This is a genomic window from Blastococcus sp. SYSU D01042, from assembly GCF_054050515.1.
Genome location: NZ_JBJGZM010000006.1, coordinates 102,890 through 125,488, shown reverse-complemented (window position 1 = coordinate 125,488; position 22,599 = coordinate 102,890). Strand labels below are relative to the sequence as shown.

18 protein-coding genes are annotated in these 22,599 nt (G+C 75.0%); 13 read left to right on the top strand and 5 right to left on the bottom strand.

From position 1 onward, the window contains the following. Window positions 1-4 precede the first annotated feature (4 nt). Window positions 5-2,614, bottom strand: a complete 2,610-nt coding sequence (locus ACI79H_RS12775) for a transglycosylase domain-containing protein (protein WP_456554770.1) — start codon at window positions 2,612-2,614, stop codon at window positions 5-7. 166 nt (window positions 2,615-2,780) lie between these two features. Next, the gene (locus ACI79H_RS12770; protein WP_456554769.1) at window positions 2,781-3,194 is read right to left on the bottom strand and encodes a DUF5318 family protein; all 414 of its coding nucleotides are present in this window, start codon (window positions 3,192-3,194) and stop codon (window positions 2,781-2,783) included. Between the two features lie 158 nt (window positions 3,195-3,352). Here ACI79H_RS12770 and ACI79H_RS12765 point away from each other — a divergent pair, with 158 nt between their 5' ends. The 3 genes from ACI79H_RS12765 (at window position 3,353) to ACI79H_RS12755 (ending at window position 5,976) form a co-directional block, all read left to right on the top strand. Then, the gene (locus ACI79H_RS12765; protein ID WP_456554768.1) at window positions 3,353-3,997 is read left to right on the top strand and encodes a helix-turn-helix transcriptional regulator; all 645 of its coding nucleotides are present in this window, start codon (window positions 3,353-3,355) and stop codon (window positions 3,995-3,997) included. Continuing rightward, window positions 3,985-5,064: an inositol-3-phosphate synthase gene (locus tag ACI79H_RS12760; protein WP_456554767.1), complete on the top strand. Its 1,080-nt coding sequence runs from the start codon at window positions 3,985-3,987 to the stop codon at window positions 5,062-5,064. The genes ACI79H_RS12765 and ACI79H_RS12760 overlap by 13 nt, the downstream gene beginning before the upstream one ends. A gap of 153 nt (window positions 5,065-5,217) precedes the next feature. Then, a complete protein-coding gene (locus tag ACI79H_RS12755) occupies window positions 5,218-5,976 on the top strand; it encodes a hypothetical protein (protein WP_456554766.1) in 759 nt (252 codons plus the stop codon). Window positions 5,977-6,075: 99 nt separating this feature from the next. Here the strand turns inward: ACI79H_RS12755 and ACI79H_RS12750 are convergent, their stop codons facing one another. Next, complete coding sequence (locus tag ACI79H_RS12750; RefSeq protein WP_456554765.1) at window positions 6,076-6,741, bottom strand: YqgE/AlgH family protein; 666 nt, start codon at window positions 6,739-6,741, stop codon at window positions 6,076-6,078. Window positions 6,742-6,811: 70 nt separating this feature from the next. Here ACI79H_RS12750 and ACI79H_RS12745 point away from each other — a divergent pair, with 70 nt between their 5' ends. Continuing rightward, window positions 6,812-8,110 (top strand): MFS transporter, encoded by a 1,299-nt coding sequence (locus ACI79H_RS12745; protein WP_456554764.1) that lies wholly within the window; start codon window positions 6,812-6,814, stop codon window positions 8,108-8,110. A gap of 10 nt (window positions 8,111-8,120) precedes the next feature. Here ACI79H_RS12745 and ACI79H_RS12740 read toward each other — a convergent pair whose 3' ends face one another. Further along, on the bottom strand, window positions 8,121-8,987 hold the full coding sequence (locus tag ACI79H_RS12740; RefSeq protein WP_456554763.1) for a matrixin family metalloprotease: 867 nt from the start codon (window positions 8,985-8,987) through the stop codon (window positions 8,121-8,123). 52 nt (window positions 8,988-9,039) lie between these two features. After that, on the bottom strand, window positions 9,040-10,488 hold the full coding sequence (locus ACI79H_RS12735; RefSeq protein ID WP_456554762.1) for a CCA tRNA nucleotidyltransferase: 1,449 nt from the start codon (window positions 10,486-10,488) through the stop codon (window positions 9,040-9,042). 105 nt (window positions 10,489-10,593) lie between these two features. Between ACI79H_RS12735 and ACI79H_RS12730 the strand changes: the two genes are divergently transcribed. The 9 genes from ACI79H_RS12730 (at window position 10,594) to ACI79H_RS12690 (ending at window position 22,560) form a co-directional block, all read left to right on the top strand. Then, window positions 10,594-11,070 (top strand): NUDIX hydrolase, encoded by a 477-nt coding sequence (locus ACI79H_RS12730; RefSeq protein ID WP_456554761.1) that lies wholly within the window; start codon window positions 10,594-10,596, stop codon window positions 11,068-11,070. Beyond that, window positions 11,067-13,484, top strand: a complete 2,418-nt coding sequence (locus ACI79H_RS12725) for a hypothetical protein (protein WP_456554760.1) — start codon at window positions 11,067-11,069, stop codon at window positions 13,482-13,484. Before ACI79H_RS12730 ends, ACI79H_RS12725 begins: the two co-directional genes overlap by 4 nt. Then, window positions 13,481-15,457, top strand: a complete 1,977-nt coding sequence (gene murJ / locus ACI79H_RS12720; RefSeq protein WP_456554759.1) for a murein biosynthesis integral membrane protein MurJ — start codon at window positions 13,481-13,483, stop codon at window positions 15,455-15,457. The genes ACI79H_RS12725 and murJ overlap by 4 nt, the downstream gene beginning before the upstream one ends. 80 nt (window positions 15,458-15,537) lie before the next feature. Continuing rightward, window positions 15,538-17,244 carry a hypothetical protein gene (locus tag ACI79H_RS12715; RefSeq protein ID WP_456554758.1) on the top strand — a complete coding sequence of 569 codons (1,707 nt, stop codon included), beginning with the start codon at window positions 15,538-15,540 and terminating at the stop codon, window positions 17,242-17,244. An 82-nt stretch (window positions 17,245-17,326) separates the two neighbouring features. Beyond that, window positions 17,327-18,307: a thioredoxin-disulfide reductase gene (gene trxB, locus ACI79H_RS12710; protein ID WP_456554757.1), complete on the top strand. Its 981-nt coding sequence runs from the start codon at window positions 17,327-17,329 to the stop codon at window positions 18,305-18,307. Between the two features lie 85 nt (window positions 18,308-18,392). Further along, complete coding sequence (gene trxA, locus ACI79H_RS12705) at window positions 18,393-18,719, top strand: thioredoxin (protein ID WP_089338036.1); 327 nt, start codon at window positions 18,393-18,395, stop codon at window positions 18,717-18,719. Window positions 18,720-18,855: 136 nt separating this feature from the next. Next, on the top strand, window positions 18,856-20,040 hold the full coding sequence (locus ACI79H_RS12700) for an N-acetylmuramoyl-L-alanine amidase (RefSeq protein ID WP_456554929.1): 1,185 nt from the start codon (window positions 18,856-18,858) through the stop codon (window positions 20,038-20,040). A 103-nt stretch (window positions 20,041-20,143) separates the two neighbouring features. Next, entirely contained in the window at window positions 20,144-21,568 is a 1,425-nt protein-coding gene (locus tag ACI79H_RS12695; RefSeq protein WP_456554756.1) for an aminotransferase-like domain-containing protein, read from the top strand. Then, window positions 21,565-22,560, top strand: coding sequence for a D-alanine--D-alanine ligase family protein (locus ACI79H_RS12690; protein ID WP_456554755.1), 996 nt, complete (start codon window positions 21,565-21,567; stop codon window positions 22,558-22,560). The genes ACI79H_RS12695 and ACI79H_RS12690 overlap by 4 nt, the downstream gene beginning before the upstream one ends. The last annotated feature ends 39 nt before the right edge of the window (window positions 22,561-22,599 follow it).

Here is a 22,599-nt window from a genome sequence, read left to right as displayed (position 1 = left end):
CCGGTCAGCCGTTCCCGGGGGTGACGGGCTCCGGGGCCTGGGTCCCGCCGCCCGTCACCGGGGGCTGCTGCCCGGTGCCGCCGGTCCCCGGGGGCTGCTGCCCGGTGCCGCCGGTCCCCGGGGGCTGCTGCCCGGTGCCACCGGTCCCCGGGGGCTGCTGCCCGGTGCCACCGGTCCCCGGAGGCTGCTGCCCCGTGCCACCGGTCCCCGGAGGCTGCTGCCCCGTGCCACCGGTCCCCGGAGGCTGCTGCCCCGTGCCCGTGCCGGTGTCCGTGCCGCCGTTCGCCGGCGCCGGAGTCGTCGGCGTGGACTCCTGCGTCCGCGGCGCCGCCTCGGTCGTCGTCTCCGGCGCCGGCTCGGCCACGCCCTCGCCCGTGTCGCCCTTGATCGTCGGCGCCGTCGGCATCTTCTCCTCCGGCGCGCCCTCGAGGACGCCGTCCATGAAGGTCTTCCAGATCGCGCCGGGCAGCCCGGAGCCGTAGATGATCCGGCCGCGCGCGTCCCGGATCGGCTCGTAGGCGTCGGACCCGATCCACACCGCGGCGGACAGCGACGGCGTGTAGCCGACCATCCAGGCGTCGGCGTTCTCCTCGTCCGACGAGCCGACGGTGCCGGTCTTGCTGGCGACCGGCCGGTCGCCGGCCAGCGCCCGCTTCGAGTAGGAGGCGACCTCGCGCAGGGCGTAGCTGACGTCGTTGGCCACCCGCGCGTCCATCACCTGCTCGCCGGCCTGGCCCCTGTTCTCCAGCAGGACGGTGCCCTCGCTGTCGGTCACCCGCGCGACGAAGTACGCGTCGCGGCGGATGCCGCCGCTGGCGAAGGTGCCGAAGCCGACCGCCTGGTCGATCGGGCGCATGTCGTACTGGCCGATGCCCAGGCCGGAGTCGACGCCGGCGCTCTGCGGGTCGGCCAGCGTCCGGTTGCCGATGAACAGCCGGTTGCCGCTCTCCCAGGTCTCCGGCATGCCGGTCGCCGCCAGGATGCGCTCGCGCACCTCCTCGGCGCCCAGCTCGTACGTGAGCCCGTAGTAGGTGGTGTTCAGCGACCGCTTCATCGCCTCCTCCAGGGTGCAGGCGGGGCACGAGGCACCCCCGGAGTTGCGCACCGGCTTGTCCGGCCGGTCGGGGAAGGTCTTGGACGCGCTGCCGTCGCGGCGGGCGGTGACGCCGATGCCCTCCTCGAGCGCGGTGGCCAGCACGTAGGGCTTCACCGACGAGCCGGGCTGCCGCTGGTTGATGGCGTAGTCCGTGCCGGTGCCGTTCGGGCCGCCGTAGTAGGCCTGCACGGCGCCGGTGCGCGGGTCGACCGCCACCAGCGCCTCGCGCAGGATGCCCTCCGGGTTCTGCCCCTCCATGACCTCGGCGACCGAGGCCACGGCGATGTCCTGCGAGCGCTTGTCCACCGTCGTCACGATCTTCAGCCCGCCGCCGTAGAGCTGGTCGTCGGTGTAGCCCTTGGTCCGCAGCTCGTCGAGGGCCCGGGACACGATCAGGCCCTCCGGGCCGGCCGGGATGCCGAGCGACGGCGCGACCTTGGGCAGCGCCACCGGGTAGACCGCGAGCGCGCGGTCCTCGGCCGACATCCAGCCCTCCTCGACCATCGCGTCGAGCACGAGGCCCCAGCGGTCCTCGTTGCCCTCCGGGTTGTCGGCCGGGTCGTAGGCCCCTGGGCTGCGGATCAGGACGGCGAGCACGGCCGCCTGCTCGGCGGTCAGCTGGGACGCCGGGACGCCGAAGTAGGTGTTGGCCGCGGACTCGATGCCGTAGGCGCCGCGCCCGTAGTAGATGGTGTTGAGGTAGTTCTCGAGGATCTGCTCCTTCGAGTAGTTGTTGTCCAGCTTGATGGCCAGGAAGAGCTCCTGGAACTTGCGGCTGAACGTCTGCTCGGAGTTCTGCAGGATCGCGTTCTTGACGTACTGCTGGGTGATCGTCGAGCCACCCTGGGTGGAGCCGCCGGTCAGGTTGTTCCACGCGGCCCGGACGATGCCGGTCGCCGAGATGCCGGGGTCGGTGTAGAAGTCCCGGTTCTCCGCGGCGAGGACGGCGTGCTGCGCGGCCTCGCTCACCTGGTCCAGCGGCACGTTGGTGCGGTTCTCGTCGCCGAGCCGCGCGATCTCGGTGGTGCCGTCGGCGTAGTAGACGACGGTCGTCTGCGCGTTGGTGATGGAGTCGGGGCTGGGCACGTCGGTGCTGGCGTAGACGACGCCGATGAAGACGCCGAGCAGCACGAACAGGCCACCGAGGACGCCGAGGCCGATCTTGAGCCGGCGTCTGCGGCGCTGCTTCTTGGTGCGCGCCGGGCGGCCCTTGCCGTTCGAGGGGCGCCCGCCCGAGGGCGGACGGCCACCGGAGCCCGGGGGGCGGCCGGACCCGGGGGGACCACCGGCGCCCGGCGGGCGGCCACCGGAGGCCGGCGGGCGGCCCGCGCCGCCACCGGACGAGCGCCCGGCCGTCGGGCGACCGCGCCCGGCCGGCGGGACCGCCGGCCGGCGAGCGCCGCCGCCGCCGCGGGCAGCGCCGCCACCGCCCCCGGTGGGCCGGGTGCGGGCGGGTGCGGGACGCCGCACCGAACCGGCGCGGGGTCCGACGGGCGAGGTCTCGTCGTGGGTCGGCACGCGATGAGCCCCTTCCTTGCAGTCTGTTCGGCGACGGGCGGTGGCCCGGTCGCAGCTTGGCGTCTTCAGCTGTGGATGCGGGGGAGGACCCCGCTCGACGGCGCCCGGCAGTGGCTGCCGTGACGGAGGGGTCCGCCGTGACGGCGCTCCCGTCGCGCCGCGGCCGTCACTCGGTGGCGGTCCGCCGCCTCCCGGTGCGGCGCTGCTGCCCGGGGACCGGTTCGGCACCGAGGACGTACGAGCACTCGAGGTGGTTCCAGCCGCAGCCGCGGCACACCTCGACGGCGTACACGGTGAACTCCTCCTGGGCCCGGTCCATGCGGGCCAGCTCGACCGGGGTCTTCGCCTGCCCCGCGACGGCGCCGAGGTGGTCGCCGTACACGTAGCTCACCCGCGTCAGGCGCTCCCGGCGGCACACCGGGCAGGGCGCCTCGGTCGGCTCGCCGTGGTACTTCGCCGCGCGGCTGAGGTAGGGACTCGCGTCGCAGACCTCGAACAACCCGGTGCGCCCCGAGTGGACCCCCGCCAGCACGGCTCGCTTCTGCAGCGAGTAGTCCACGACGGAACGACGTCCGGGCACGGCCGCCAATGTACGCACCGCGGCACCCCACCGGGGAGGACGCGACGAGCGCCACACGGGTGAACGGCACGTGGACGCGGGCCGACCCGCTGGTTCTCGGGAGCCTTCCCTCGATGTATCGTGGCGATACATCGACCGCAGGGTCCGAGGGAGGCGACGTGCTCGAGTTCGCCATCCTCGGTCTGCTGCACCAGGCGCCGATGCACGGCTACGAGCTGCGCAAGCAGCTCGCACCGGTGCTCGGCGGGCTGCGCAGCATCTCCTACGGCTCGCTGTACCCCGCGCTGAAGCGGATGCGGGCGGCCGGGCTCATCAGCACCGATGAACCCGACCCGCACGCCCTGCTGCCGGCGGACGCACCGCCGCTCACCGGCCGGCGCGGGAAGGTGGTCTACACGATCACCGCGGAGGGCAAGGAGCGCTTCCACGACCTGGTCAGCCAGACCGGGCCGGAGGCGTACGACGACGGTGGGCTCTTCGGGGTCCGCCTCGCCTTCTTCGGGCACACGGCCTCCGACGTGCGACTGCGGATCCTCGAGGGCCGCCGTCGCACCGTCGAGCGGCAGCGCGAGGGGTTGCGGAACTCGCTCCAGCGGACCCGCGAGCGGCTCGACCGCTACACCCTCGAGCTGCAGCGCCACGGCCTGGAATCGGTGGACCGGGAGGTCCGCTGGCTCTCGGAACTGATCGATTCCGAACGCCGCGAGGCGTCGGGGAGCACACCGTCATCCGCGGACCGCACCCGGTCCGCGTCCGTCGGACCCGATGAGGGTCCAGGGGAAGGAGAGCCATGGGCTCCGTGAAGGTCGCCATCGTCGGCGTCGGCAACTGCGCCGCGTCGCTCGTGCAGGGCGTGCACTACTACCGCGACGCGGACGAGTCCGCGTCCGTGCCCGGCCTGATGCACGTCCGCTTCGGCGAGTACCACGTCTCGGACGTCGAGTTCGTCGCCGCGTTCGACGTGGACGCCAAGAAGGTCGGCCGCGACCTCTCCGAGGCCATCGTGGCCAGCGAGAACAACACCATCTCGATCTGCGACGTGCCGCCGCTCGGCGTCGCCGTCCAGCGGGGCACCACCCTCGACGGCCTGGGCAAGTACTACCGCCAGACCATCGAGGAGTCCGACGAGACGCCGGTCGACGTCGTCGCGGCTCTGCGCGAGGCGCAGGCCGACGTCCTGGTCTGCTACCTGCCCGTGGGCTCGCAGGAGGCCGCCGAGTTCTACGCGCAGGCCGCGCTGGACGCCGGTGTCGCCTTCGTCAACGCGCTCCCGGTCTTCATCGCCGGCACCAAGGAGTGGGCGGACAAGTTCACCGCCGCGGGCGTGCCGATCGTCGGCGACGACATCAAGAGCCAGGTCGGCGCCACCATCACCCACCGCGTGCTCGCCAAGCTCTTCGAGGACCGCGGCGTGCAGCTCGACCGCACCATGCAGCTGAACGTCGGCGGCAACATGGACTTCAAGAACATGCTCGAGCGCGAGCGCCTGGAGTCCAAGAAGATCTCCAAGACCCAGGCCGTCACCAGCCAGGTCGACCGCGACATGGGCAAGGACAACGTGCACATCGGCCCCTCGGACCACGTGCCGTGGCTGAGCGACCGCAAGTGGGCCTACGTGCGCCTCGAGGGCCGCGCGTTCGGCGACGTCCCGCTGAGCCTGGAGTACAAGCTCGAGGTCTGGGACTCCCCGAACTCGGCCGGCATCATCATCGACGCCGTGCGCGCCGCGAAGATCGCCAAGGACCGCGGCATCGGCGGCCCGATCCTCTCGGCGTCCTCGTACTTCATGAAGTCCCCGCCGGTGCAGTACGACGACAGCCAGGCGCGCGACGCCGTGGAGGCCTTCATCCGCGGCGACATCGAGCGCTGACGGAGGACCCCTGTCCGGACGAGGCCCGCTCCCACATCGGGAGCGGGCCTCGTCGCGTCGTCGGGGCTTCTGGCCGACGGCCGCCCTGCAGGGACCCGCCGCGAGCTCGCGAGTGGCGGGGGGCAGGGGGGTCCTTTCTCTAGGCTGACGTCCATGCGGCCCCGGACCCACGCGCTCCCGGCCCTGGGTCTGGTGCTCGCGCTGGCGACCGGCTGCGCCGGCGACGGTGCGCCCCGCGACGCCGGCGACGCCGTGACCGAGGCCGAGGCGGCCGTGCTCGGCGGCCTGCTGCAGCGCAACCTCGACGAGGGCGGAGCCGACTTCGTGGTCACCGCCCCCTTCGGCGAGGGCACCGTGCTCACCCTCACCGGCGAGGTCGACTTCCGGGACGGCGTGGGCCGGGCCCAGGCGGTCACGAGCACCGACGGCGCCGAGGAGGCGCGCACCGTCTTCTTCACCCGCGACGAGCTCTGGTTCGGCGACGTCCCGGGCGCCGCCGAGGCGCTGGCCGCGTCCGGGGCCACCTACCTGCACCGGCCCGTGCAGGCGACCGGCGAGGACCCGGCGCTCGTCGACGTGCTGGTCACCGTGGTGCTGGGGCTGGCCGCCGACGCCGACGACCCCCCGGCCGCGTTCCTCGACGGTGGCTGGAGCTGGCAGGGCCGGCGCTCGATCGACGGCCGCCCCACGGAGCTGTTCGCGCTGCCGGGGGACCGGACGGTCGCGGTCTCCTCGACCGACGACCTGCTCGTGCAGTTCTCGACACCGCTGCCCACCGGGCCGGGCGCGGACGCGCTCGAGGTGACGACCACGCTGGCCGAGCACGGCCCGCGCTCGCTGGCCCTGCCGGAGGAGACGCAGACCGCTCCGGCGGCCGACCACCCGGGGCTCGCCGCAGCCGTGGGCCTGTAGGGAGAAGCCCCACGAGACAGCGGGAAGGGGCGGCCTCTTCCCCAGACCGCCCCTTCCCGGTTACTTCCTACCAGATGCAGGGCGTTCCGGCAGCAACCCTCAGTTCACGGCCGGGTCGACCGGCGCGGTGCTGAGGACGGCCAGCCGCCCGGTCTGCCGGCGCACGACCGCACGCCACAGCTGCGGGCCGGACACGTGGGTGAGCACGTCGTCGGGCGTCCCCTGCAGGCAGGCCCAGGCGCCCTCGGCGAGCTCGCCGGCCAGCTGCCCCGGCGACCAGCCCGCGTAACCCGCGAAGACGCGCAGGCCCTGAACGGCGCCGGCCAGCGGCGCGGGATCGGCATCGAGGTCCACCAGGTGCACGTCACCGGCGACCGGGCGCAGCCCGCTGTCCGGGTCGGTCACCGGCTCGGGGCAGACCGCCAGGCACAGCGCGGTGTCGGTCTCGCACGGCCCGCCGACGTGGAACACCCCGGGCTCGACGGCGAGGTCGTACCAGCCGGGCAGCACGTCCCGGATCTCCACCTGGCTCGGGTTGCCGAGGACGACGCCGAGCGTGCCGGTCTCCGAGTGGTCGAGCACGTAGACGACCGACCCGGCGAAGGTGGGGTCGGTGAGACCCGGCATGGCCACGAGCAGCGAGCCGGGGCGCACGTCGTCCAGCGTGCCGATGGACAGGGCCGGCACGGCGGCACGGCGACGGCCGGTCGCGGGCCGCGCGGGCGGACCGGACTCGGGATCGGGCGACGCGGGCACCGGGTTCATCGATCCCAGTGTGCAACAGCTTCCGGCTGTCGGCGCCGTCCCGGGCGCGCCGTCCTCCTAGGCTGGGCCGGTGCGGGACGCGGGTACTCCGGTGCGGTCCCTGCTCGCCCGTCCGGACTTCCGCCGGCTCCTCGCGACGCGGCTGCTCTCCCAGTTCGGGGACGGCGTCTTCCAGGCCGCGCTGGCCGGCACGGTGCTGTTCAACCCGCAGCGCGCCACCGACCCGCTCGAGGTCGCCGTCGGCTTTGCGGTCCTGCTGCTGCCCTACTCGCTGATCGGCCCGTTCGCCGGCGTCTGGCTGGACCGCTGGAGCCGGCGCTCGGTGCTGCAGCGCGCCAACCTGGTGCGGGCCGGGCTGGTCGCGGTGGTCGCTGCCGTGGTGCTCGGCGGGGTGGAGGGCGTCCCGTTCTACGCCGCGGGGCTGGCGGTCGTCTCGGTCAACCGGTTCGTGCTGTCGGCGCTGTCGGCGGGGCTGCCGCACACCACCGACGCGCTCGTGCCGGCCAACGCGCTGTCCACCACGTCGGGTGCCGTCTCGACCGTGCTCGGCGGGGGTGCCGCGCTGCTCCTGCTGCCGCTCACCGGCGAGGGGGACGCCGGGTACGCGGCGATCGCCCTGGCCTCGGCACTGCCCTACCTGGCCTCGGCCGCGGTGGTGTCCGGCTTCGACCGGGCCCACCTCGGCCCGGACGCCGTCGCCCGGGACGGCGCCCCGCCGGTGCGGAGGGTCCTGGCCGGCGTCGTCGCGGGCATGGTCGCCGGTACCCGGCACGTCTGGGCCCGGCCGCCGGCCGCCGCCGCGCTGGCCGCCATCGGCCTGCAGCGGGTCTGCTTCGGCCTGCTGACCCTGATGACGCTGCTGCTGCACCGCGGCCCGTTCGCCGACACCGGCGGGCTCTTCCCGGGCGGGCTGGCCGGCCTCGGCCAGCTGGTCGCGGCCATCGCGGCCGGCTCGCTGCTGTCCGCCGCCGTGACGCCGGCGGCGGTGCGCCGGTTCGGGCGGGTGCGCTGGACGGTCGGCCTGCTGCTCGTGGGTGCGGTCGCCCAGCTGGTGCTCGGCCTGCCGTTCTCGCCCCCCGCCGTGCTCGCCGGCGGTCTGGTCCTCGGCGTGGTCGGCCAGGGCGTGAAGATCTGCGTCGACGCGACCCTGCAGGAGGTCGTGGACGACGACTTCCGCGGCCGGGTCTTCTCCGTCTACGACACGCTGTTCAACGTCGCGTTCGTCGGCGCCGTGCTCGCCGCGGCCTTCGTGCTGCCCGCCTCGGGCCGCTCGGTGCCGGTGCTGCTGCTCGTCTCGGTCGTCTACCTGCTGGCCGTCGTCGCCTTCCTCGGCATCCGCCGCCGCACCCCGCTGCCCGCCGGCCGCTGAGCCGGGCCGGTCACAGCTCGGGCGCGCACGTGCCGGCACCCAGGCGGGCCAGCCCGGTGAGGTCGCCCGGCGCCAGGTCGGTGAGCTCGGGCTGCACCTGCGGGTACATGAGCTCGTCGGCGTCGTCGACGTGCGCCAGGCCCACCAGGTGGCCCAGCTCGTGCAGCACGATGGCCTCGACGACCGCCCGTCCGTTGCGGCGCTGCAGGGCGGGGGTGATCTGCGGGCCGTCCAGCACGACGCTGCCGGTGACGTACACCTTGGGGCTCGCGCCGAGCGACACCGCGGCGCTGCCGCCCTGGCCGACGACGTCGCCCGCCAGCGCGGGCTCCTGCTCCTCGGTGGCCCACCCGATGAGCACCGGCGCCCAGCGGTCGCCGTAGCGCTCGGGCTGGTAGAGGGGCCGGTCGACCCGCAGCGGCTCGTCGCTGGCCCCGTCGTGGACGAACCGCAGCCCGGTGGCCTCGGCTATGCGCGCCACCGCCGCGTGGATCAGCGGCTCGCTGCCCGCAGGCGCACCGGCCGGGTTGACCGCGTAGTGGATCGGCCGGCACGGGTCGTAGGCCACCGGGGTGACGCCGTCGGCCTGCAGCGTCGTGAACGCGTGCGCACCCCCGGCCTCGGGTGCCGGGGGCGGCGTCCCCAGCGGCTCGTCCGCCGCCCCGTACCCGGGGGTCGGCCGGTCGCGCGGCTTCTCCGGCAGCGGGGGTGGGGACGGCTGCGCCGGAGGTGGCACCGCCGCGGCGTCGTCGGCCGCGGTGACCGCCACCGGCCAGGGCAGGCCGCCGGGCCCGGTGAGCACCGCCGTGGCCAGGACGGCGGCGACCAGGACCAGCACGACGACGCACCGTCGGAGCAGCCGTCGCAGGGTCCTCACCCCTGCAGTCTCGGCAGCCGCGGGCCCGTCCGGCACCCGGCGCGCCGCAGGATCACCCCTGCTGCGCGGCCCACCACTCGCGCAGCGCCGCCTCGGCCTCGTCCCGGTCGAGCGGGCCGCGCTCGAGCCGCAGCTCCTTGAGGAAGCGCCACGCCCGGCCGACCTGGGGGCCCGGTGGCAGGCCGAGCAGCTCCATGATCGCGTTGCCGTCGAGGTCGGGCCGCACGCGCGCGAGGTCCTCGGCCGCCGACAGCTCGGCGATCCGCGCCTCCAGGGAGTCGTAGGTCTCGGCCAGCGCCGCCGCCCGCCGCCGGTTGCGGGTCGTGCAGTCCGACCGCACCAGCTTGTGCAGCCGGGGGAGGAGGTCGCCGGCGTCGGTCACGTAGCGGCGCACCGCGGAGTCGGTCCACTCGCCGCGGCCGTAGCCGTGGAAGCGCAGGTGCAGGAAGGTCAGCCGGGACACCGCCTCGACGACGTCCTTGGGGTACTTGAGCGCGAGCAGCCGCTTGCGCACCAGCTTGGCGCCGACCACCTCGTGGTGGTGGAAGGAGACCCGACCCTTGGGCTCGTGCCGCCGGGTCGCCGGCTTGCCGATGTCGTGGAGCAGCGCGGCCAGCCGCAGCACCAGGTCCGGCGACTCCGCCGCGTCGTCGGCCTGCTCCAGCGCGATGGCCTGGTCCAGCACGGTCAGGGAGTGCGAGTAGACGTCCTTGTGCTGGTGGTGCTCGTCGATCTCCATGCGCAGCGCGGCGAGCTCGGGCAGGACGACGTCGGCCAGTCCGGTGCCGACGAGCAGCTCCAGCGCCGCGCGGGGCGAGTCCTGCAGCAGCGTCTTGGACAGCTCCGCCTGGACCCGCTCGGCGGTGATCCGCCCCAGCTGCGGCGCCATCGCGGTCATCGCCTGCACCACGTCGTCGTCGGGGACGAGCTGCAGCTGGGCCACGAAGCGGACGGCGCGCAGCATCCGCAGCGGGTCGTCGGCGAAGGAGTCCTCCGCCGAGCCCGGCGTCCGCAGCCGCCGCCGCATCAGGTCTCCGAGCCCGCCGAAGGGATCGGTGACGGTGCGGTCGGGGCCGAGGGAGACCGCCATCGCGTTGACGGTGAAGTCGCGACGGGCCAGGTCGTCCTCGAGCGAGTCGCCCCAGGCGACCTCGGGGTTGCGCGACTCCCGGTCGTAGCGGTCGGCGCGGAAGGTGGTGATCTCGAGCCGGTGCCCGCGGACGTCGGCGCCGACCGTGCCGAAGGCGATGCCGGTGTTCCACGTGGAACCGGCCCACCCGCGCAGCACCTCGAGCGTCTGCTCGGGGCGGGCGTCGGTGGTCAGGTCGAGGTCGCCGGGCACCCCCGCCGCCCCGGAACCGGCGGCGAGCAGCGCGTCCCGGACCGATCCGCCGACCAGGTGCACCGAGAAGCCGGCCGCGGTGAAGCGCTCGCCCACCTCGGCGAGCACGGGGGAGAGGTCGACCAGGTCCCGCACGGTCTGCTGGACGGCGGGGGGCACGGGTGCGGCGACGGGACGGCTCCCACCGGTCCCGCTCGGACGACTCTCGGGTGGGACGGACACGACCGACCAGAGTAGTGCGGCCGGTCGCGCTACCCTCCTGGCATGGCTGGGACCGGCGGACGAGGGCGCCCCGGGCGCCGCTTGCGCCGGGTCGACGAGACCTCCGCCGGGGGCCTGGTGGTCGCCGACGACGGCGTGACCGGGCCCCGTGCCGCCCTCATCGGCCGCACCGACCGGCGGGGCCGGCTGCTGTGGTCGCTGCCCAAGGGGCACATCGAGGCCGGCGAGACCCCCGAGGACACCGCGGTCCGCGAGGTCGCCGAGGAGACCGGCATCATCGGCGAGGTCGTGGCGCCGCTCGGGATCATCGACTTCTGGTTCGTCGCCGACGGGCGCCGCGTGCACAAGACCGTGCACCACTTCCTGCTCCGGGCCGTCGGGGGTGCGCTCTCCGACGCCGACGTCGAGGTGACCGAGGTCGCCTGGGTGCCGTTGGACGAGCTCAGCGGCCGGCTCGCGTACGCCGACGAACGAGCCCTCGTCGAGCGGGCGCCCGGTCTGCTGGCCGATACCGCGTGACGCGTCCGGCCGCCGCTGGCGCCGGTGGCCGCCCTGCCGTCGCGCCCTCCGCCGGGATCTGCAGCCGGCGCGGTGCGGCGCTGGGTGCCGCCCTCCTGCCCGTGCTCCTGTCGACGGTCACCGGTCTGGCGCCGTCGGCTGCCGCCGCCGCGCCGGTACCCGCGCTGGTCCCGGTGCCCGCCGCCGCGCCCGCCGACGCCGAAGACGACGCCAGCGACCCCGACCGCCCGGTGCAGGTCGACATCAACATCTTCGAGCCGCGCACGATCAGCCCCGGCTCCCGCGTCATCGTCCGCGGCACGCTGAGGAACACCGGCCCGGAGGCGATCACCGACCTGACCGTGCGGCTGCAGCGCGGCGAGGTGCTCACCAGCCGGGACGCCCTGGTGCAGGTCGGCACCGACGGGGACGAGCCCGCCGCCGTCGCCGCCCCCTTCCAGACCGTCGAGGGGAGCATCGCCCCGGGCGGCACGCTGCCGTTCGTCTACGACATCGACTCCGCCGAGCTCCGGCTCGACGGCGACGGCGCCTACCCGGTGCTGCTCAACGTGAACGGCAGCGTCGACGACGACACCCGCCGCGTCGGCGAGGTGTCCACCTACCTCGTCCAGCAGCCGCTGCAGCCCACCGCGCGCACCGCGGTGGCCTGGATCTGGCCGCTCGCCCAGCGCACCTCCCGCACCGCCGCGGGGGCGTTCGCCGACGACGAGCTGCTCACGTCGGTGTCCGACGAGGGCCGGCTCGACCGCGCGCTCGAGGTCGTCGAGCGGCTGCCCACCACAGCGCCGCCCGGCTCCACCACCCCGGTCCCGTCCCTGCCGGTGACCCTGGCGATCGACCCGGCCCTCGTCGAGGAGCTGCAGCACCTCGAAGCCGGCGCCGAGGTGCCCGGCGACGACGGCTCGGCGGTCGAGGCCGCCGGGGACTTCCTCGGCCGGCTGAAGGCGGTCGCCGCCGTCCACCCGGTCGTCGCGCTGCCCTACGGGGACGTGGACCTGGACTCCCTGGCCGCCGCCGGGCTGGGCGACGTCGTCACCCGCAGCCTCCCCGGCACGCCGGCAGGCACCGCCCAGGACCCGCTCGGCGCCCCCGCCGAGGTGCCGCTCCCGTCGGCGACCCCGCCGGCCGGCGGGACCGGCGCCCCCGCCGGGGACACCCCCGCACCCGAGGACGGCGCGGGCGCGCGCATCCTGGCCGACGCCCTGGACGTGGAGCCGCGCACCGACGTGGCCTGGGCTCCCGGCGGCACCCTGCGCTCCGGGACGCTGTCCCTGCTGCTCGCCGGGGGCGTCGAGCAGGTCGTCCTGGGCCCGGACGCCGTCAGCACCGGCGGGTCCGCCGTGGGCCTCGGCGACCCCACGGCCGCGGCGGCCCTCGACGTCGTCACGGCCACGGGCGAGGGGGCGGACGCGCTGGTCGCCGACGCGCGCCTCTCCGAGGTGGTGGCCGGCAGTGAGCAGCTCCCCGGCGGGCCGCGGCTGGCGGCGCAGCGGTACCTGGCCGAGCTCGCCGTCCTCACCGAGCAGGCCGACCCCGGCACCGAGCAGACGGTGCTCGTCGCCCCGCCGCGCGAGGTCGACGCCGGCCCCGACGGAGCCGGCGCCATGATGGCCGACACCACCTCGACGCCGTGGCTGCGTCCCGCGTCGCTCGACGAGCTGGACGCCGGGCTGCCCGGGTCGGCCGAGCTCGTGGAACCGGCCGACCCCGTGCTCCTGGAGGCCGGCGGCCTGGTCGCCGTCGGCGACGTGCTCGCGGGCCGGGACGACCTGGCCGGGGCCGTCGAGGGCGACGCCGCCACCGCGCTGCAGTCCTTCGACGCCGCGGTGGCCCGGAGCACCTCGGTGGCCTGGCGGGAGGACCCGGACGGTTTCCGGGCCGCGACCGGCGACGTCGCCGCCACGCTCCAGCAGCTGCGCAGCCGGGTCACCCTGCTGGCGCCCGCGGACGGCACGTACACGCTCGCCTCCAGCGACGCCCCGCTCGTGCTGACCGTGCGCAACGACCTGCCCTTCGCCGTCCGCGTGCTGCCGGAGGTGCGGGCCCGCGGCAACCGCGCCCTCTCGATCGGCCGGATCGAGCCCCGGGTGCTCGCCCCGGGCGAGCGGGCGACGCTGCAGGTGCCCACCTCGCTCGGCCAGTCCGGCGGCTTCGCGGTCACCGCGACGCTCACCACGCCCGGCGGCAGCCCGCTGGGGGAGCGGGTGCAGCTCCAGGTGCGCAGCACCGCCTACGGGCCCATCTCGCTGATCATCACCATCGGTGCGGCGTCGCTGCTGGGTCTGCTGTTCCTCCGCCGGCTGGTGCACTTCGTGCTGCGCCGCCGCGCGCGGGCCACCGGCATCGACGACGGCGGTCCGCCGGTCGGCCCCGACGGCACGCCGGTGGCGCCCCCGACGCGGAGCCCGGTGTGAGCACCCCGCCCGACGACGAGCAGCGGATCGCCCCCGAGCGCGCGAAGCGGTCCGGCGGCCGGCCCCTTCCCCCACCGCCGTACCGGGCCACCCCGCCCGAGGGCGCCGCCTTCGCCGCGCCCGAGGACGGCCGGCTGCCGCTGCCCCCGGTGCCGCCGCCGGTGCGCCGCGGCGAGCCGCCGCTGGGGCGCGGGCGCGCCGGCCGGTCCGAGGGGACGCCGGTCCCGCCGCTGCCCCCGCTGCGGCACCGCTGGGTGCCCGCGGCGGACGAGACCCAGGTCTTCCCGATGCCGGTGCTGCCGCCGGTGCCGCGCACCGAGCACGACACCGACGACGACGTCGAGCAGCGCGAGGGCGCGCCCGGCGCCAGCGGCGGCATCCTCCGCGCCGCCGGCACCATGGCCGTGGCCACGCTGGTCTCCCGCATCACCGGCCTGGCCCGGACGATGGTGCTCACCGCGGCGCTCGGCATCGGGCTGGTCGGCGACGCCTACAACACCGCCAACACGCTGCCCAACATCGTCTACGAGCTGCTGCTCGGCGGGGTGCTCACCTCGGTCGTCGTCCCGCTGCTGGTGCACGCCCAGGAGCGCGACCGGGACGGCGGCGCGGCCTACGCCCAGCGGCTGGCGACGATCGCCACCGCGGGGCTGGTCCTCGTCACCGCCCTCGCGGTGCTCGCCGCACCCCTGCTCACCGCGCTCTACGGCATCTCCGACGACCCCGGCCAGGTCCGGCTGGCCAACTGGCTGGCCCGGATCCTGCTGGTCGAGATCGTGTTCTACGGCATCGGCGCCCTGGCCCAGGCGATCCTGAACTCGCGCGGGATCTTCGGCCCGCCCGCCTGGGCCCCGGTGCTCAACAACGTCGTGGTCATCGCCACCGGCGCGCTGCTCATCGCCGCCACCGGGCCGGGCGAGCTCACCCCCGTGACCATCACCTCCGGCCAGGTCTGGCTGCTCGGCGTCGGCACGACCCTGGGCATCGCCGTCCAGGCGCTCGTGCTGCTCCCGCTGCTGCGCCGGGCCGGCGTCCCGCTGCGGCCGCGCTGGGGGCTGCGCGACACCGGGCTGCGGGAGGCCGGCACGCTCGGTCTCTGGGTCATCGCGTACGTCGGCATCAGCCAGATCGGCGTCGTCGTCGCCACCCGCGTGGCCAACGCCGCCGGGCGCGAGGGCGGCCTGGGCTCCTACGGCTTCGCGAACGCCAGCCTGCTGTTCCAGATGCCCTACGGGATCATCGGCGTCGCCCTGCTGACGGCGCTGGTGCCGAGGATGAGCCGGGCCGCCTCGCGGCACGACGTCCCCGGCGTCGTCTCCGACCTCTCCCTGGGCACCCGTCTCTCGGCTCTCGGCCTGCTGCCGGTCACGGCCGCGCTCGTCGTCCTGGGCCCCTCGCTGGGCGTCGTCGCGTTCGCCCGCGGCAACACCGCGACCGAGGACGCCGCCGCGATCGGCACCGCCCTGGCGATCGGCGCCTTCGGCCTGCTCCCCATGGCGGTGACGCTGCTGCAGCTCCGGGTCTTCTACGCGATGAAGGACGCCCGGACCCCGACGCTCATCCAGCTCGGCATGGTCGCCGTCCGCGTGCCCCTGCTGCTGCTCGTCCCGGCCCTCGTGGAGCCGGAGCACGTGGTGGCCGGGCTGATGCTGGCGACCAGCGCCACCTACCTCGCGGGTTGGGTGCTGGGCGACCTCGCGCTGCGCCGCCGGCTGGGGGCCCTGCGCACCGGCGACACCCTGGGTCAGGTCGCCCGCGTGGCCGCGGCGTCGCTGGCCGCCGGTCTGCTGGGCCGGCTTGTCCTGATCGTGACCGATGACCTGCTCGGATCGTCCACCGCAGGGTCGCTCGCCCGGGTGCTGCTCGGTACCGTGGTCATCGGCGCCGCCGCCCTCGCAGGACTGGTGGTCGCCCGCGTCCCGGAGATCCGCGAGCCCCTGGCAGCCGTCAGGGCCCGCGTCCGGCGCGGATGACCGGTCCCCACGAGGACGCGGCGCCGACGCCGGTGCAGACGTGCCGGGCGCCCGAGCAGGACAGGAGGTCGACAGTGTCGATGACGTCCACGGTCACCGGCCTCCCGGAGCGCTACCGGCCACTGGACCAGGTCGGGCCCGACGAGCACACCGAGACCGGCGTCATCCAGACCTGGCGGGCCAAGGACAGGGTGCTCAACCGCGACGTCGCCGTCCGCGTGCACACCCCCGCCGGCCCGGCCGCGCACGCCTGGATCACCCGGGCGCTGACCGCCGGCGGCCTGGCCACCCCCGCGCTGGCCATGGTCTACGACGCCTCGGAGGGCAGCGGCGACCCGCAGGCCCCCGGGGGCGCCGCCTATGTCGTCAACGAGTGGATCGACGGCGAGCCGCTGGCCCAGCGGCTGGCCGAGGGCCCGCTGCCCGAGCGCGAGGTGCGGACCGTGCTGCGCCGGCTGGCCGACGGGGTCGCCGAGGCCCACCGCGTCGGGCTGGCCGTCGGAGGGCTGACGCCGGAGAACGTCGTGCTGCGCCCCAACGGCCTGGTGGGCCTCCGCGGCGTGCCCGCCGCGAACGGCACGATCGACGGCGACGTCGCGGCGCTCGGCGCTCTGCTGGACGCCTGCCTCACCGGGCTGCGCCCCGGCGAGGCCGAGCCGCGCCCGTTGCGCGGGCCCTCCGACCTAGTGGCGCTGGCCCGGCGGGCCCGCTCCACCGAGCCCGGGCAGGCCCTGTCCAGCGTGGCCGCCATGGCCGCCATCCTCGCCGAGCGCCCCCGCTCCCGGCCGGCCACCGGCGGCAGTTCCCGCGCCGAGGCGCCGCGCGGCGAGGAGCCCGCCGCCGAGCCCTCGCGGGCCGAGGAGGCCAACGGCTGGATGAGCCGGCTCCGGGACCGCCGGTCCGAGGAGCCCGCCGCCGAGCCGGTCCGCCTCGACCCCGACACCCTCCCGCCGGTGCCGCCCGTGCGCGCGGCCGGCGCGAGCGACACCGTCATCGCGCCGGCGGTCCACGGCGGCGACACCGTCGACGCGCGGTCGGTCCCCCCGGCCTCGGGCGCCTACGCCGGTGGTGGCAGCGCGCTGCCGCCGCTGTCCGACGACCTGTACACCGGGCCGCCGACCGGCTCGGAGCACTACGAGGACGAGGACGGCGCCCGCCGACACCGGATGCTCGTCGTGGGGCTGCCCCTGCTGGCGCTGCTGGTCGTCATCGGGCTGGCCTGGTGGGTGGGCACCAGCCTGCTCTCGGTCGCGGGCTCGGTCGACGAGGAGTCCACCCCCTCGATCACCGTCCCCACCGACGGCGCGCAGCCCGACGACGGCGCCGCCGCACCGGCCGGCCCCGGCGCCGCCATCCAGGACGCCGACATCTTCGACCCCGAGGGCGACGGCGAGCCGGAGAACGACGGCGACGTCCCGCTGACCTACGACGGCGACCCGGCCACGGCCTGGTCGACCGTGACCTACCGGGGCTCGGCCGCCTTCGGCAACCTCAAGTCCGGCGTCGGCATCCTCTACGACCTCGGCTCGACGCAGTCCCTCGCCGGCGTCACCGTCACCACCCCCGCCCCCGGCGCGACCGTCGAGGTGCGGACCGCCGACGCCGCGGCCGGCGACCTCGAGGGCTTCGACCCCGCCGCGTCGGGCACCCTCGAGGAGACCAGCGAGCTGGCGTTCGACGACGCCGTCGAGGCCCGCTACGTGCTGCTGTGGGTGACCGGTCTGGTCGAGAGCGGCGACGGCTTCACCGCCCAGATCGGCGAGGTCACGGTCCAGACGGCGGGCTGACGCCCCGGGGCGGCCGCGGAATGCCGCACCTACGATCGTCGTTGTGCCGCCTGTGAGTGACTCCCCCACCCCCGGTCCCGCCGTGACGACGGAGGAGATCGTCGACCCGGTCATCCCCCCGGCCGAGCACGACGGCATCCGCGACCTGATCATCATCGGCTCCGGCCCGGCCGGCTACACCGCCGCCACGTACGCCGCCCGCGCGAACCTGCACCCGCTGGTGTTCGAGGGCTCGCAGTTCGGCGGTGCGCTGATGACCACCACCGAGGTGGAGAACTTCCCCGGCTTCCCCGCAGGCATCCAGGGCCCGCAGCTCATGGACGACATGCGCACGCAGGCCGAGAAGTTCGGCGCCGAGCTGGTCCCGCGCGACGTCACCGAGGTCGACCTCACCGCGACCCCGAAGATCGTGAAGGTCGGCGACGAGGTGCACCGCGCGCACGCGGTCATCGTCGCGACCGGCTCCAAGTACCGCTACCTGGGCCTGGAGAACGAGCAGCGCCTGCTCGGCCGCGGCGTCTCCGCCTGCGCCACCTGCGACGGCTTCTTCTTCCGCGACCAGGACATCGCCGTCGTGGGCGGTGGTGACTCGGCGATGGAGGAGGCGACCTTCCTGACCCGCTTCGCGAAGAGCGTCACCGTCGTCCACCGGCGGGAGGAGCTGCGCGCCTCCAAGATCATGCAGAAGCGCGCGCGGGACAACGAGAAGATCCGCTGGGCGCTGGGCAAGCAGGTCACCGAGGTGCTGGGCGACAGCACGGTCTCCGCGGTCGAGCTGACCGACGGCACCACCGGCGCCACCGAGACCCTCCCGGTCAGCGGCCTGTTCGTGGCGATCGGGCACGACCCGCGCAGCGAGATGTTCGTCGGCCAGCTCAAGCTGGACGACGAGGGCTACGTGCAGGTCGAGCACCCCTCGACCCGGACCAACATCGACGGCGTCTTCGCCTGCGGTGACGTCGTGGACCACATCTACCGGCAGGCGATCACCTCGGCGGGCACCGGCGCCGCCGCGGCCATCGACGCCGAGCGCTGGCTCGCCGACACCTTCGACGAGCGCTGACCCGCTGAGCGCGGGCATACAACCACCGTCCGCCCGGTTGGACCGGGCAGGACTTCGAGCAAGAGATCGAGAGGGAGAACGACCGATGGCAGGCAACACCGTGACGGTCACCGACACCAGCTTCGCCAGCGACGTGCTCGGGAGCGACAAGCCCGTGCTCGTCGACTTCTGGGCGGAGTGGTGCGGCCCCTGCAAGATGGTCGCCCCCGTGCTGGAGGAGATCGCCGCCGAGCACGGCGACAAGCTGACGATCGCGAAGCTCAACATCGACGAGAACCCGCAGATCGCCCGTGACTACCAGGTCATGTCGATCCCCACCATGACGGTCTTCCAGGGCGGCAAGCCGGTGAAGAGCATCATCGGCGCCAAGCCCAAGGGCGCGATCCTGAGCGACCTCGCCGACTACATCTGAGCGAGCCCGTCCCCGAGGGGATGCACGCAGCGTGACAACGGGTCCACCTGCCCCACCCGGGCAGGTGGACCCGTCGCCGTCCGGGGGTACCCCGGCTGGGCCGCGACGGACGCCGGGGACGACAATCGTGGGCACGATGGGAGCCAACACCGGAATGCAGATCCTGAGGCTCGGCGACCGCGGAGCAGCGGTCGCGGACGTGCAGACCGCCCTCCGCAGCCTCGGGCTGCTGCCCGACGGCGACGGCACGGCGGCGGCGCGCCCGCCGCAGGCCATGACGACCCTGCCCGACGTCGCCCTGGACGCCGCGGTGTTCGACGAGCCGACCGAGCTCGCCGTCCGGCACTTCCAGCAGAACCGCGGCCTGTCGGTGGACGGCCGGGTCGGCGAGGAGACCTACCGGGCGCTCAACGAAGCGCGCTGGTCCCTCGGTGACCGGCTGCTGCGCTTCGACCCGGAGCGCCCCATCCGCGGCGACGACGTCATCAACCTGCAGGAGCGGCTGCACGAGCTCGGCTACGACGCCGGCCCGGTCGACGGCGTCTTCGGCGTCGACACCGAGGGCGGGCTGCGGGCCTTCCAGCGCGACTACGGCCTCACCTCCGACGGCACGTGCGGGCCGGCCACCCTGCGGGCGCTGCGCCAGCTGGGCCGCAAGGTGACCGGCGGCCGCCCCCAGCTGCTGCGGCAGAGCGCCTCCTTCGTCGACAGCGGGCCGCACCTGATCAGCCGCCGGATCGTCGTCGACCCCGGGCACGGCGGCAGCGACCCCGGCCTGGTGCACGGCGAGACGACCGAGGCCGACCTGGTGTTCGACCTCGCCTCCCGCATCGAGGGGCGGCTGGCCGCCGCGGGCGCCACCGTCTACCTCACCCGCGGCCGCGACCAGAACCCGAGCGCGGCCGAGCGGACCGCGTTCGCCAACGACGCCCGCGCGGACCTCTTCCTCTCCCTGCACGTGGACGCGCACGGCTCCGAGCACGCCCGCGGGGTCGCCAGCTACTACTACGGCACCGGCTCGGGGGCCTCCTCCACGGTGGGCGAGCAGTTCGCGAACCTGGCCCGCCGCGAGGTGGTGGCCCGCACCGGCATGCTCGACCTCGGCTCGCACGCCAAGACCTGGGACCTGCTGCGGATGAGCCGGATGCCCGCCGTCCGCCTGGACTGCGGCTACCTCACCCACCCGGTCGACCGGCTGCTGCTGCTCGACGCCCGGCTCCGCGGCTCGGTCGCCCAGGGCGTGCTCGCCGCGGTGCAGCGGTTGTTCCTCCCCGCCGAGGCCGACCCGCCCACGGGCACCTTCGTCCTGCCCGTGGGCTGACCACCCGCCCCCCGCCCCCGCTCGGCGGTGAGGGAGGACGGTGTGACGGGTCGGTCCCCTCCGCGTCCCGGATTCCGATTCCCCCCGGGCCTAGACTTCACCGGTGGCCACTCTCCCGCCCGGCTCGTCGGCCGGTCCCGGACAGCAGGGCGCGCACCGCGGTGCGCCCCACCCCTCCCCGCGGCACCCGCGGCTGGACCCGCTGGCCGACCGGTACGCAGCACGCACCCACGGGATGAAGAGCTCGGAGATCCGGGCGCTGTTCTCCGTGGTGAGCCGGCCCGAGGTGGTCTCCCTGGCCGGCGGCATGCCCGCCGTCACCGCGCTCCCCCTGGACGCCGTCGGCTCGATGATCGGCGACCTGGTCTCCGGCATGGGTGCCCAGACCCTGCAGTACGGCTCGGGCCAGGGCGATCCGCGGCTGCGCGAGCGCATCTGCGACGTCATGGCGCTCGAGGGCATCACCGACGCCTCGCCCAGCGAGGTCGTCGTCACCGTCGGCTCCCAGCAGGGCCTCGACCTCGTCACCCGCGTCTTCGTCGACCCCGGTGACGTCATCCTGGCCGAGGCGCCGTCCTACGTCGGCGCCCTCGGGGTGTTCCAGTCCGCCCAGGCGCGCGTCCGGCACGTCGCCATGGACGACGACGGGCTGATCCCCGAGGCCCTCGAGGCGGCGCTGGTCGAGTGCCGCGCCAACGGCGACCGGGTCAAATTCCTCTACACGGTCCCGAACTTCCACAACCCCGCCGGCGTCACGCTCACCGAGCCCCGGCGCCAGGCGATCGTGGCGCTGGCCGAGAAGTACGACCTGCTGATCATCGAGGACAACCCCTACGGGCTGCTGGGGTTCGAGCAGGAGCCGCTGCGCGCGCTGCGGGCCCGCAACTCCGAGCGGGTCGTCTACCTCGGCTCGTTCTCCAAGACGTTCTCCCCGGGCCTGCGGGTCGGCTGGGTGCTGGCGCCGCTCGCCGTCCGCGAGAAGCTCGTGCTGGCCACCGAGGCGCAGGTGCTCTGCCCGCCCTCGCTCACCCAGTACGCCGTCGCCCGGTACCTGGACACCCAGCCGTGGCGGGAGCAGATCAAGCTGTTCACCGAGCTCTACCGGGAGCGCCGCGACGCCTGCCTCGAGTCGCTCGAGGCGCTCATGCCGGCCGGCACCACCTGGACGCGACCGGCCGGGGGCTTCTACGTCTGGCTCAAGCTGCCCCAGGGGCTGGACGCCAAGCTCATGCAGCCGCGCGCGGTGAACGCGCTGGTGGCCTACGTGCCGGGCATCGGCTTCTACGCCGACGGCAGCGGCCAGGAGTACATGCGGCTGTCCTACTGCTACCCCGAGCCCGAGCAGATCCGCGAGGGCGTCCGCCGGCTGGCCCGCGTCATCGAGGCCGAGCTGGACCTGCACAGCACCTTCGACGCCGTCGACACCGGCAGCTTCCGGGCCGTCCGGCCCGGCGCCGACGCCGGCTTCAGCGGCTCCGGCACGATCGTGGGGCCCGCCAACAGCAACGCCTACGAGGACGGCCGATGACCGAGTCCGCACCCGCACCGGCAGCCGCACCCGCGGACGAGGCGCACCCCTTGCGCGCCGTCGTCCTGGCCGGCGGGCTCACCTTCGAGCGCGAGGTCTCCCTCTCCTCGGGCACCCAGGTGGTGGAGGAGCTGACCCGCGCCGGTCTGGACGCCGAGCTGCGGGACGCCGACGCCGAGCTGCTGCCCGGCCTGGCCGCCGCGCCCGCCGACGCCGTCTTCATCGCGCTGCACGGGGCGACCGGCGAGGACGGCGCCCTGCGCGCGGTCCTCGACCTGGCCGGCGTGCCCTACGTCGGCTCGCCCGCGGCCGCCTGCCGCCTCGCGTGGGACAAGCCGGCGGCGAAGTCCGTCGTGCGCTCCGCGGGCGTGACCACGCCGGACTGGGTCGCCCTGCCGCACAGCACCTTCCGGGAGCTGGGCGCGGGCACCGTGCTGGACCTGATGGTCGCCCGGCTCGGCCTGCCGCTCATGGTCAAGCCCGCCTCCGGCGGCTCGGCGCTGGGCGTGCAGCGGACCAACCGCGTCGAGGACCTGCCGGCGGCGATGGTCAGCTGCTTCGCCTACGGCGACACCGTGATGGTCGAGCGGTACGTCGAGGGCGTCGAGGTCGCGCTGGCGGTCGTCGACCTGGGCGACGGCCCGCAGGCGCTCCCGGCCGTCGAGATCGCACCGGAGTCCGGCGTCTTCGACTACACGGCTCGGTACACCCCCGGGCTCACCGAGTACCACGCGCCCGCCCGGATCGACGACGACGTCGCCGCGAGGGCGGCCGCCGTCGCCGTGCGGGTGCACGAGGTCCTCGGCCTCGCCGACCTGTCCCGCACCGACGCGATCATCACCCCGGACGGCGAGGTGCACTTCCTCGAGGTGAACGTCTCCCCGGGGCTCACCGAGACGTCCATGTTCCCGATGGCGATCGAAGCCGCCGGCTACGAGCTCGGCGACGTCATCGCCCGGCTGCTCGCCTCCCGGGCATCCACCCCGCGCTGAGCCCGCGTCCTACCAGAAGGGCCCCATTGCGTCGGTGAC